We start from the raw sequence: 12,738 nt of genomic DNA on the forward strand, positions 1-12,738 counted from the left end.
ATGTCTCCTTTCTAGCGCAATCCTGAAGCAGAAGGCTGAACTTTGTATTCGCTAAGTTTATTGCCTTTGGTATCCATAACATGCACCGCACACGCGATACATGGGTCAAATGAATGGATATGGCGAATAATTTCCAATGGCTGTGTGAGATCTTGAATCTTAGTGCCAATGAGACTCATCTCATAAGGTCCTTTCTTGCCATTTTGATCGATTGGTCCAGCATTCCAAGTGCTTGGGACTACCGCTTGATAGTTTTTGATCACGCCATTTTCTATTCTCACCCAGTGGCTTAACATACCGCGTGGAACATTGCCGATAAAATGCCCTTTGTAGCTTTTTTCTTTGTCAATGCTATAAGGCGCGCAAGTATTTTTATCGGTTTTTAGATTCTCAACAAGCGCATTAAATGCTTTTATACCATAATCCGCGATAACCTTGCACTCAATTGCTCTTGCCGCAGTGCGCCCTAATGTGCTAAAGAGATGAGCCGGAGTAAGTCCAGTTTTTGCTAGGAATTCATCAACAACAGCTGTAATGTAAGGATTTTTCTTTGCATATCCTACAACCACGCTTGCTAGAGGTCCTACTTCCATAGGTTCGCCATCATAGCGAGGAGATTTAATCCAAGAATATTTCCCATTTTCATTGATAAGTGGAGTTTTGACTTCTTTGCCATCAATTCCTATAGACACACCATCAACAAATCCTGTGTAATTTGGATTTGTTTCACCATCATATGGGTGTAATGGACCATTATCTTTATACCAAGAGTGTGTAGCATCTTCAGTAATTTTGTCAGTATTTACTTCATAAACCTTGCTAAGATCACCATTTTTAACAATACCACTACTTAGTAACCACTCATCAGGTCCTACTTGAATCTCTTGGAAGCTTAGGAAGTTTGTGAGACCACAACCTTTAAGCACAGAATCTTCACCTTTGTAGGCTTCTGCTGCCATAATGATGTCTGCCCAATATGCACGATTAACAAAATCCGCTACTTCTTTGTATTTTGTGAGCCATTCACCAAGTCTAGTTGGATCGGTAATATCCATAATACAAGTTACTCCACCAACGGTGAGGCTTTGTGGATGTGGATTTTTAGCACCAAAAATTGCCATCATTTGAGCGATGACGCGTTGGACCTCCAAAAGTCGCAAATAATGTGAAAGCACAATGAGGTTTTGCTCTGGTGTGAATCTATAAGTTTTATGTCCCCAATACGCATTCGCAAATGGTCCTAAGCTACCTTGTTTGACAAAATTGCTCACGCGCTCTTTTACGGCTTTTAGCTCATCTTCTCCAGTATAAATTGGGTTTTTTGTGTATTTAAAGGCAAGTTCTGAAGCCTTTTTTTCATTCGCTGTGAGAGCTGATGTAATGTCGCACCAATCTAATCCATGCAAGGTATAAAAATGCACGGCATGATCATGCAAAAAGAGTGCTATATTCATAAGTGTTCGTGTGAGGATAGCATTAAGTGGAGGTGTGATACCTAATGCTTTTTCTACCGCAACAATTCCAGCTTTATAATGTGAGAAAGTGCAAACTCCGCAGATTCTTTGCATTAAAAAACCAGCATCTCTTGGATCGCGATTTCTTACGATTGTTTCTAGCCCACGCCAAAGTGTCGAGCTAGAAAACGCATCTTTTATAACATTATTTTCATCGACAATGACTTCTATTCTCAAGTGCCCTTCGATTCTTGTGATTGGATCAACTACGATTCGTTTTGTCATCATTCTCTCCTAAGATTAATCTTGTTTTTTCTTTATGGCGCTAACTACAGCATGAGCAGCTATGCCTACAGCTGCCACACCAAGGATTACACCACCAACATTATTAGCTGTTTTGTCAGCTCCTAGCCCATCAAAACTCGTAGAATAGAGTCTATTACCGATAGGTTCTTCAAATGGGCGCATTGTATCCCAGAAATTTGGTTCACTACAACCTATGCAACCATGCCCCGCTTGAATAGGCCAACTTGTGTGTTGATTAAAGCGAAGTTTGGAGCAGTTATTGAATGTATAAGGACCTTTGCACCCCACTTTATACAAACAATAGCCTTTTTGAGCACCTTCATCGCCAAAAGATTCTACAAATTGTCCAGCGTCAAATCGTCCGCGTCTTTCACATAAGTCATGGATTCTAAGTCCATAAGCCCATGTTGGGCGATTGTATGCATCAAGGCTTGGGAGTGTGCCAAAGAGAATATAATGTAAGACATTACCCACGATATTTTTTTCACTCGGTGGGCAACCAGGGACATTAATCACAGGTTTATTTGTGATTTTTGAGAGCGGTTGGGCATTTGTAGGATTTGGATATGCGGCTTGCACACCACCAAAGCTAGAGCATGTGCCGATAGCAAAAATTGCTGCTGCATTTTGTGCTGCCTCTCTCGCTTCTTGGGCACCTGTTGTAGCTTGTGCTCCTATTGTGAGATAAAACTCACTTTTCCCTTCAGGTATACCACCTTCTACCATAAGAATGTAGCCACCCTTATGCACAGCATCATGCAATGATTTACTAGCTTGGTGTCCTGCTGCTGCCATAACGGTTTCGTGATAATCAAGACTAATATAATCAAAGATTAGAGAATCTATGCTTGGCGCATCGCTTCGCAAAAGGCTTTCGCTACAGCCAGTGCATTCTGCCATATGTAGCCATACCACAGGGATTCTGTTGGCAACTTCTGCGGCTTTTGCAGCTAGTGGCGTAAAGCTTGCTGGTAAAGAGAGAGCCGCGGTCATCATTCCCGCCCATTTCATAAAATCTCTTCTTGAGAATCCTTTGGATTCTAGCTCTTGGATAAGATTTCTGTCTTGGTTGTGAGCAGGGAGAGATTGTAGGTATTCAAGTCGTTCTTGTGCTTTTTGTAACAATTCATCGCTAACGATTTGTGCTTTCATTAGGGTATGTCCTTTCTTAAGATTTGTTGAGGGTTGTAGTCATCGACGATATAAGCTTGAATGGCTCAAAGCTTTGTGCCGACAATTATATAGTAATTTTTTTTAAAACTTCGCTAAAAATTTCGCAATTAAATAAAATAATATTACAAAAGGTTACTTTTATTTTTACTCTTGGTGTATATTGGCATTTCATAGTGTAGATTCTGAAAAAATTCTGTAGAATTGAGTGTAGCCTTTTGTTTTATCATAACATTGCTACAAGTTATAAAAAAAAGGGGTTATTTATTATGGATATAAAAACCATAAAACATATAGAAAAAGCTACACAAGGGAATATAAGAGATAGTTTAAAGATTGCAATTGTGCTTGTGTTTTTTATCGTTGTATGTATCATAGCAAGTGTTTTTGGTGCAACGCAACATATTATGCTTTTGGCGTTTGCGACGGTGATTGGGGCATATATGGCGATGAATATAGGCGCTAATGATGTGGCAAACAATGTCGGTCCCGCAGTTGGTTCTAATGCCATTACACTTTTGGGTGCGATACTTATTGCTGCTTTTTTTGAGGCATTTGGTGCTATTGTGGCTGGGGCAGATGTGGTAGATACGATTAAATCTGGCATTATTGATCCTGAAAGTGTGCGAGATTCTCAAGTGTTTGTAGCGCTTATGCTTGGTGCTTTGTTGTCTTCGGCGATATGGTTGCATTTGGCTACATTTTTAGGCGCACCTGTTTCTACTACACATTCTCTTGTAGGCGGTGTGCTAGGGGCTGGAATTGTGGCAGGTGGTATGGAAGTAGTCAAATGGATGGAATTAGCCAAAATTGTTTCAAGTTGGATTATCTCACCTGTAATGGGCGGGCTTTTTGCTGTGATTTTTCTTGCAGTGATTAAACGCACTATCACATACAAAGAAAACAAAAACGCTGCCGCAAAAATCGTTGTGCCATTTTTGGTTTTTTTGATGTCATGGGCATTTACGCTATATCTCATCATCAAAGGGCTAAAACGCATTGTTCCTATGCATTTTAGTGTTGCTTGTATTGTCTCACTTCTTATAGCAGCAGTGATATTTTTTGTTACTCGCCCACTCATCGTGCGTAAGGCACAAAGCCTTGCTAATACCAAAGAAGACATAGGCACACTTTTTACAATTCCTCTTATTTTTGCTGCCGCAATGCTAAGTTTTGCACATGGAGCAAATGATGTCTCTAACGCCGTGGGACCATTGGCAGCTATTAATCAGACTTTGGCGAGTATGAGCGATCAAGTGCTTAGTAATAAAGCAGGTGTCCCATTTTGGATTTTGCTTATTGGTGGGCTTGGAATCTCCATTGGTTTGGCGTTGTATGGACCTAGATTAATTCGCACCGTGGGCAATGAAATTACAGATTTAGATAAAATACGCGCATTTTGTGTGGCAATGAGTGCAGCAATAACCGTGCTTGTAGCCTCGCAATTAGGACTTCCTGTAAGCTCTACGCATGTAACCATAGGCGCGATTTTTGGTGTAGGATTTTTGCGAGAGTATCTCAAACGACGCTATTATGAAATGCAACAAACAATCATTCAAGCGCACAGAGGAAAAGATTCTGTAGAAGTAGAGAGATTTTTGGAGCAGTTTAACAAAGCAAGCATAAAGCGCAAAGGGCAGATTCTAGAATCTCTTAAGCGAAATGAGATTAAAGATAATATCAATTTCAGCAAAAAAGAGAAAAAGACACTTAAAAAGGCTTATAAAAATGAACTTGTCAAGCGGAGTGCAATAAATCGTATTATTGCTTCGTGGATTATTACCGTGCCTGCATCTGCATTGCTTGGGGCGTTTTCGTATTCTGCGATTATGTGGATAGGGTTTGAGCTTTAGGAATTTTTAAACAAGCCCTGCTACAATATAAAATAATTTAAAAGTTAAAGGAGTGTTTTTGGATCCTTATCACTCGGGTTTTTTCTTTCTCTTGGCGTTAGTTTTGGTGTTTTTGAATGCTTTTTTTGTGGTTAGTGAATTTGCGATTGTTAAGGTGAGGAGAACAAAACTCGAAGAGCTCTCCAAAAACGGCGTCAAAAACGCGGATCTCGCACTAAAAATCACGCAATCTCTTGATACATATTTAAGCGCTACACAACTTGGGATTACACTTGCTTCTCTTGCTCTTGGTTGGGTTTCTCAAGATGGTATTGGGCATTTGATTTTATATGCATTTGAATCTATTTTTGGCAATCAATACACGCTTGTATCTATTATTTCTACAATCATTGCTTTTGTCGTGGTAACGCTTTTGCATGTGGTTTTAGGTGAGCTTGTGCCAAAATCTGTGGCAATAGCCAAAACAGAAACTATGGTGCTTGCAGTCGCTAAACCATTGCATTACTTTTGGCTTACTTTTTATCCTTTTATTCATCTTTTTGATTTACTCGCAGCATTTTTTTTACGATTAATCAAGATTCAACTTGCAAAAGAAAGTGAATTAGCACACTCTGATGAGGAATTAAAGATTATTGTAGGAGAGAGTCTTAAGGAAGGCTATATAGATTCTATAGAGGGTGAGATTATCAAAAATGCGGTGGATTTTTCTGACATCTTGGCAAAAGAGATTATGACTCCACGAAAAGATATGGTGTGTTTGTGTGCGGAGGATAGTTATGAAGAAAATATGAAAATCGTGCTTGAAACAAATCACACACGCTATCCGTATTACAGAGATTCTAAGGATAATATTATCGGAATGGTGCATATTCGAGATTTGCTTAAAAACGCGACAGATAATAGCCAAAAAGATATGCTAAAGCTTGTGCGTAAGATGATTATTGTTCCAGAGAGTGCGCATATATCCGAGATTCTCACTACTATGAAAAAACAGCAAGTGCATACTGCATTGGTAGTAGATGAATATGGTGGCACGGCAGGATTGCTTACAATGGAGGATATCATCGAGGAAGTAATGGGCGATATTGATGATGAGCATGATCTTAAGATTGTGGATTACCGACAAATTTCTGAAAATTCTTATGAAGTCGATGGCAAGATAGATATTGAGAGTGTCGAGGATATGCTGGGTATTGTGATTGAAGAAACAAACGATCATGTAACAATCGGTGGTTATGTCTTTGGGCTTTTGGGTAGGTTACCAGAAGTAGGCGATAGATACATAGATTCACATTCTTGTTGTGAATTTGAGGTGGTGCAAATGGATAATGCGCGTATCAAAACGCTAAAGATTACTAAATTACCACAGGATACAGATAGTGACAAAGCCTAGAAAATGTGTGTTTTTTGATCGTGATGGCGTTATTAATCGCGATTATGGTTATGTATACAAGCAAGAAGATTTTGTATTTAATGATGGCATTTTTGAGCTTTTGGATTTTTTTAAGCACCGTGGTTTTTTACTCGTTGTAGTTACCAATCAATCAGGAATTGCGCGTGGGTATTACACACAGCAAGATCTTGAAGTCTTGCATAACTTTATGCAGGAGCAGTTAAGATTGCATGTGGGTTTTGGGTTTGATAAGATTTATTTTTGTCCGCATGCTCCACAGCAAAATTGCCAATGTCGTAAGCCACAAATTGGTATGATTACACAGGCTTGTAAGGATTTTGCTATAGATGTGCCTAATTCTCTTTTTATAGGAGATAAAATTACAGATATGCAATGTGCTTATAATGCAAATGTGGGGCAGAAATTTTTATTACAATGCGATGATGCCTTGCCACAGGATTTGGCGCAAAGTGTTGTGCATAAGGTGCAAACTCTCGCTCAGATTCAAAAAATATGTGAGAGTTTGTAGGGCTTTGTAGCATACATCAATAAAGGAGCTAGTATGAAATACATCTATGATGATTTGGTGGATAAAAATATTCTTATCACTGGTGGTGCTGGGTTTATTGGCAGCAACCTTGCATTGTATTTTCAAAAACATCATCCGGGGGCAAATGTGTGTGTGTTTGATAAATTTCGTGATGACACATATTTCCCAAGTGGTAATCCTACAAGTCTTGGGCATTTTAAGAATCTGCTTGATTTTCGTGGAGAAGTGATAGTAGGAGATTTGACAAAAGATCTTGATAAGCTTAAGGGTCGTGATTTTGATTATATCTTTCATCAAGCCGCTATTTCCGATACGACAGCTATGGATCAAAAACTTATGCTAGAAACAAACTTTGAAGCTTTTGTTAAGCTTTATGAGATCGCCAAGCAAAGTGGTGCTATGCTTATTTATGCTTCATCGGCAGGGACTTATGGTAATTCTCCAGCGCCAAATATCGTGGGTGTAGGCGAAGTGCCGGAGAATATTTATGGATATTCTAAACTCCAAATGGACATTTTCACGCGCCAAGTTTTAGCGCAAGATTCAGAGATTCCGCTTATTGGATTACGATATTTTAATGTATATGGTGAGCGAGAGTTTTATAAAGGCAAAACCGCATCAATGATTTTGCAGCTAGGGCTTCAAGCATTAGAGCATAAAAAAGTGCGACTTTTTAAATATGGTGAGCAATTGCGTGATTTTGTATATATCAAAGATGTGATTCAAGCAAATGTCAAGGCTATCGAGGCTAGTGCAAGTGGCGTGTATAATGTCGGTTCGGGCAAGGCAAGAAGTTTTAATGACATCATCAACGAGCTTAAGAGACATCTTGGAGATTTTGAGGTGGAATATATTGATAATCCTTATACATTTTATCAAAACCATACACAAGCAGATATTGCCCTAAGCCAAGAGTTTCTTTCTTATACGCCAAGATTTAGCTTAGAGCAAGGGATTGAATCTTATATACCAGAGATTCTAAATATTTTTAATGCACAAATGCACAAAAAGGCATAGAGTATGTTTGGTTTGGAGCAAAAATCTCCCAAGATTCTTGTTATTGGGGATTTGATGATAGATCATTATATTTGGGGGGATTGTAATAGAATCTCGCCTGAAGCTCCCGTGCAGGTTGTGGAAGTAAAGAGTGAAAGCAATAGGTTAGGTGGTGCGTGCAATGTCGCAAATAATCTCCTCGCACTAGGAGCACAAGTATATGTGTGTGGTGTGGTGGGTGATGATGCCGATGGGAGATGGCTTGTTGGTGCGTTACAAGATTTGGGTGCAGATATTACATACATTTTTGTAGATTCTAATCGTCCTAGCACAAAAAAAAGTCGCGTTGTCATTTCTAATCAACAAGTTTTGCGTGTAGATAGAGAGAGTAGGGCACGCGTAGATTCTAAGCTTTTGCAAAAGATTTATGAGAATCTCAATACATTGATTACGCAAGTAGATTGTGTGATTATCTCTGATTATGACAAGGGGCTTTTGAGTGATACCTTTACTCAAGAAATCATTTCTTTGGCGCGTAGTGAGCGTAAATTTGTCCTTTGTGATCCTAAGGGTTGTGATTATAGCAAGTATAAAGGTGCGACATTGCTCACACCTAACAAAAAAGAGGCAACACTCGCTACAGGGATTGAAATTAGTGATGATGAGACATTGCTCCAAGCTGCCAAAAAATTAAAAGAAATATGTGCATTAGAGATTTCTCTTATCACACTAAGTGAAGATGGCATAGGAATCTTTGATGATTGTGTGTGCAAAAAAATACCAACTTTTGCACAAGAAGTGTATGATGTCACAGGCGCTGGAGATACCGTGATAGCAGCCCTTGGTTTTGGGCTTAGTGCAGGGTTAGATATTTATAAGGCAAGTGAATTTGCCAATAGTGCGGCAGCAGTAGTGGTTGCAAAGGTGGGAAGCGCGAGTGCAACGCATATTGAAATAGATCGCTATATTCATACACATGGGCAAGATGTCGGAGGTGGCAAACTTTTGGACAAAATACAGATGCGTGATATGATAGAATCTTTGCGTCACAATAACCAAAAGGTGCGCATTGTCTTTACAAATGGGTGTTTTGATATTTTGCATAGAGGGCATGTGCAGTATCTAAAACAAGCAAGAGCGTTAGGTGATATTTTGATTGGGGGGCTTAATAGTGATGATTCTATCACGCGATTAAAAGGCGAGAGACGACCGATTAATACGCAAGAGGATAGGGCTTTTTTACTTTCAGGGCTTGAGTGTGTGGATTATGTCGTGATATTTGATGAGGATACTCCCAGAGATCTTATCGCATTCCTTGCTCCAGATGTGCTTGTCAAGGGTGCAGATTATGAGGGCAAGGAAATTGCAGGGAGCGAGTTTGTCAAAGATGTGCGACTTATAGATTTTGTAGAAGGTAAGTCAAGCACTAACATTATAGAAAAAATAAGGAGTATGTGATGAAAGATTTTATACAAGCGGAGTTTTTAAATCATATAGAAGTGAGTTCTCACGCGCTTAAATGTATGTTAGATTCTATTACCCAAGGCGCTCATATACTCACAGAGTGTCTCAAAAATGGTAACAAAGTGCTTATTTGTGGCAATGGTGGAAGTGCGGCAGATTCACAGCATTTTGCCGCAGAGCTTACAGGTAGATATAAGCGTGAGCGAAAAGCATTGGGGGCTATTGCATTAAGTGTGGATACTTCTGCACTTACAGCGATTGGCAATGATTATGGATATGAATTTACATTTTCTCGTCAAGTTGAAGCACTTGCGCATAAGGGCGATGTCGTCTTTGGAATCTCAACTAGTGGAAATTCTAAAAATGTCATTAACGCGTTAAATGTCGCAAAATCCTTAGGTTGTTCAACTATCGCACTAAGCGGTCGCGATGGTGGAGCAATGAAAGCATTGTGTGATGTCAATATGATTGTGCCAAGTGATGATACAGCAAGGATTCAAGAAATACATATTCTTGTGATACACGCACTTTGTGATATTGTAGAGCGTGAATGCGGAGGCAATGAATAATATAGCTATTGGCTTGTGTCGTGTTTGAACAAACAATCAAGAGTCTATCAAGGTTTAAGGACTTTGCTAATGAATTAAAAGAAATGTTTCAAACCCAAGGAATCTATGCAAATACAAGTGTCATAGAACAAAAATCAGGCATGAATTATGTGTGCTTTCCAGATGGCGCACTTTTGCAATCCCTAGCATATCTTAATCGTATTCCATATGATACTTTTAGTATCAATGGTGCGCCATTGTTGCATTTTTGTGCGTGTGAAGAGTTTCAAAGATTGTATAATGCTCATAATCCACATTTGTTGCTTGTCGCTCCTAAGAGGAATGCTTTTGAGTTTAGCGTGTATCGAGGAAATAGCGTGGTGGGTTGGTATACAGATACGCCTTTGCGTTTTTGTCCGATGTGCAAAGAGATTTTTCTAAATTTGTGGCATCAAGGTAAGGATGTGGAGTTTTTGCATTCACTTCAGAGTATATTGGAATTACCTGTAGAGGAATGATACACTTTGCATAAGGCTATAAACTTTGTTACATATTTGGGGGGTATTGTATGACAGAGATTTTTTTGGCTGTAGATTCATTAATCACTTCCAAGACAGATTTAAGTGGCAAGATCATTTATGGAAATGACGATTTTGTGCATTTTAGTGGATATAGCGAAAAAGAATTTTTATACAAACCTCATAATCTAATCCGACATCCGGATATGCCTCGTATAGCTTTTAAATTGTTGTGGGATACGATTCAAGGTGGCGGAGAATTTTTTGCATTTGTGAAGAATCTAAGTAGATATAATCAAACATATTGGGTTTTTGCAAATATCACGCCCTCATACGATCCAAATGGAAAAATGGTGGGATATTATTCTGTGAGACGATGTCCGAGCAAAGAAGGGGTAAAAGTATTAGATAGTGTGTATAAACAACTCATAGAGGCGGAAAAACAAGGCGGTATGGAATCTTCATACAAACTCCTAAAAGGGATTTTACAAGAAGCTAATATGAGTTATGAAAATCTCTGTATCTCTTTGCAAAATCAAGGAAAGCTAAGCGGTTGGTATGGTGCATAGTGAGGAAATAAGGGATATTTTGTATCTTGGCACATTTTAGAATCTAAGATAATTCCTATTACATGGCAACTTACTTATAAGCGCTACATATTTTTGGATAAGCATTGGTGGTTTGGTTGCTTTTTATGATTTTCTCTTTCAAAGTTTTGCTATACAACACATAACAAGCAGATTCAAAGCTTGTATCATCTATCCTAAGATAGAAAATTTTAAGGAGACAATCTATGTTATTTTTAGCAATCCATATCCGCTACAATGCTATACCAATATCAAACCGAAATATCTTTAGGAATCTATAGCGCATACTAGAAAGGTTGCTTAGACATAAAAAAGATTCTATGTTTAAGCCTATCTCTCATTTAATCGGTGGAAGTGATTTTCACTCTATAGAATCTAACAATGCTTTAGCGCCCTCAATATCTTTCTAGCAAACTCTAACCTTACAATCCTAAATTATTCTCTCTAACGCTAGCCTTAATGCTTTTCTTACAAATTAGTATATAATGCTTAGAAATTATCATAATACATGTAAGACAAAAGATGAACATAATGCAAATAGATACACCACAGGAGAGAATATGAAAACACCACTCACTATCTTAGGCATACTTGGAATCTTGCTATGCTTATCTGCATGCTCTATCTATTATCCCACAAGTTACCGAGCTTTTATCCCTAAAAGCTTAGATTCTGAATATAAAGAGTTTGAGAGATTATGCAAAGAGGAAGTGGGGAGAGCAATATACGCGAGACCTATAAAACAAGAAGGCGTAAAGCTAGAGGACCTATTTAATTTGCCTTATTCATATTTTTCTTTAAGTAGGCACATAATAATGTTAGCAGGAAGAGTTGAAACAAAACAAGAAGACGAACCTTTTTACTTGTATATAGCTGGTTTTCAATATTACACAGGTTGGACACAAAAAAGTTTTTCTATGCATGATGATTCTAAAGAATATATATCATGCAAACCTTTGCTTTATGGTAAAGACTGGGAAGAAGAATCTGTAATAATAAAACAAAAAGCATTTGGTAATAAAAAATATATAGGCGATGATATAATATACAAAGAATGGTATAAGATACATCACATGGATTATTGTTCATCACAGAAATATATTTCGCAAATTGCTAGAGATATAATTTATAATAAAAGGACTCCCAATGACACACAATAAAAGATACTCCCTTGGAGTCTATGTAAATGATTGGGGATTTATGATGGGTAGTGAGGGAAATCCTCATGTATTTCTAGGATTAAAAATAGAGAAAGTAAAATGTAATGATATGCAAATAAACATGCAAGAAGATTTGTATCGACATTATCTAAAATATAATATGCTAGAACAAGCCAATCAATGCAAGATACATATAGAACAAATGCGATGTTTTGTGGCTGACACAACCCTTTTTAATTTGCAACAAGAATTAAGCAAATACAAATATTATTTTGATGGAAGTGATAAATTTAAAGCTTGGAGAGATACTGAATTGGATAAGACAAAAGCAAATGATAAAGATTTTGATGAGACATTACGAAAAGAATTTAATGATAACTTCACATTTCTTAGACAATGCTATGCAGATATCACAAAGCCATTTTTTGAGTGGGTAAAAGATATCAAAAATATAGATAATGAGTCTCTGCAAAGTAAAATGAGCTTTGATGAATTTGAAAGTTTGTTCAATGAGTTTATAGAATCTTCATATAGCAATATAGAATCTATTGAGGGATTCTTTGGCTTTGGACCTGTAGAATCTACTACTAATCATTGGGGTAAGGTGTTTGAAAATAATCAGCATGCTACAATAACACTATAAAACAAAGGAAAAAATGAATGAAACTCCCCATATACTCACATATCAAAACAAAGTTAGAATCTAAAGGACTAGATTCTATCACAAGTGGGCAGATTG

12 protein-coding genes are annotated in these 12,738 nt (G+C 37.9%); 10 read left to right on the forward strand and 2 right to left on the reverse strand.

The window, feature by feature from the left end:
* Window positions 1–11 precede the first annotated feature (11 nt).
* On the reverse strand, window positions 12–1,739 hold the full coding sequence (locus tag B9T66_RS05845) for a nickel-dependent hydrogenase large subunit (protein WP_095628052.1): 1,728 nt from the start codon (window positions 1,737–1,739) through the stop codon (window positions 12–14).
* A 15-nt stretch (window positions 1,740–1,754) separates the two neighbouring features.
* Entirely contained in the window at window positions 1,755–2,912 is a 1,158-nt protein-coding gene (locus B9T66_RS05850; RefSeq protein WP_095628053.1) for a hydrogenase small subunit, read from the reverse strand.
* A 287-nt stretch (window positions 2,913–3,199) separates the two neighbouring features.
* Between B9T66_RS05850 and B9T66_RS05855 the strand changes: the two genes are divergently transcribed.
* From B9T66_RS05855 to B9T66_RS05900, 10 genes are all read left to right on the forward strand, one after another.
* Window positions 3,200–4,783, forward strand: a complete 1,584-nt coding sequence (locus B9T66_RS05855; RefSeq protein WP_095628054.1) for an inorganic phosphate transporter — start codon at window positions 3,200–3,202, stop codon at window positions 4,781–4,783.
* A 58-nt stretch (window positions 4,784–4,841) separates the two neighbouring features.
* A complete protein-coding gene (locus tag B9T66_RS05860) occupies window positions 4,842–6,176 on the forward strand; it encodes a hemolysin family protein (RefSeq protein ID WP_095628055.1) in 1,335 nt (444 codons plus the stop codon).
* Window positions 6,163–6,705 carry a D-glycero-alpha-D-manno-heptose-1,7-bisphosphate 7-phosphatase gene (locus B9T66_RS05865; RefSeq protein ID WP_095628056.1) on the forward strand — a complete coding sequence of 181 codons (543 nt, stop codon included), beginning with the start codon at window positions 6,163–6,165 and terminating at the stop codon, window positions 6,703–6,705. The genes B9T66_RS05860 and B9T66_RS05865 overlap by 14 nt, the downstream gene beginning before the upstream one ends.
* 33 nt (window positions 6,706–6,738) lie before the next feature.
* Window positions 6,739–7,743: an ADP-glyceromanno-heptose 6-epimerase gene (rfaD, locus tag B9T66_RS05870; RefSeq protein ID WP_095628057.1), complete on the forward strand. Its 1,005-nt coding sequence runs from the start codon at window positions 6,739–6,741 to the stop codon at window positions 7,741–7,743.
* Window positions 7,744–7,746: 3 nt separating this feature from the next.
* Window positions 7,747–9,180 (forward strand): D-glycero-beta-D-manno-heptose-7-phosphate kinase, encoded by a 1,434-nt coding sequence (rfaE1, locus tag B9T66_RS05875; RefSeq protein WP_095628058.1) that lies wholly within the window; start codon window positions 7,747–7,749, stop codon window positions 9,178–9,180.
* Entirely contained in the window at window positions 9,180–9,755 is a 576-nt protein-coding gene (gmhA, locus tag B9T66_RS05880; RefSeq protein ID WP_095628059.1) for a D-sedoheptulose 7-phosphate isomerase, read from the forward strand. Before rfaE1 ends, gmhA begins: the two co-directional genes overlap by 1 nt.
* Before the next feature lie 20 nt (window positions 9,756–9,775).
* On the forward strand, window positions 9,776–10,252 hold the full coding sequence (locus B9T66_RS05885) for a hypothetical protein (protein ID WP_143429105.1): 477 nt from the start codon (window positions 9,776–9,778) through the stop codon (window positions 10,250–10,252).
* 50 nt (window positions 10,253–10,302) lie between these two features.
* Complete coding sequence (locus B9T66_RS05890) at window positions 10,303–10,821, forward strand: PAS domain-containing protein (protein ID WP_095628061.1); 519 nt, start codon at window positions 10,303–10,305, stop codon at window positions 10,819–10,821.
* 833 nt (window positions 10,822–11,654) lie between these two features.
* Window positions 11,655–11,999 carry a hypothetical protein gene (locus tag B9T66_RS09175; protein ID WP_257874628.1) on the forward strand — a complete coding sequence of 115 codons (345 nt, stop codon included), beginning with the start codon at window positions 11,655–11,657 and terminating at the stop codon, window positions 11,997–11,999.
* Window positions 11,986–12,642, forward strand: a complete 657-nt coding sequence (locus B9T66_RS05900) for a hypothetical protein (protein WP_095628063.1) — start codon at window positions 11,986–11,988, stop codon at window positions 12,640–12,642. The genes B9T66_RS09175 and B9T66_RS05900 overlap by 14 nt, the downstream gene beginning before the upstream one ends.
* Window positions 12,643–12,738 lie beyond the last annotated feature (96 nt).

The organism is Helicobacter sp. TUL (genome assembly GCF_002287135.1).
Classification (GTDB): domain Bacteria; phylum Campylobacterota; class Campylobacteria; order Campylobacterales; family Helicobacteraceae; genus Helicobacter_F.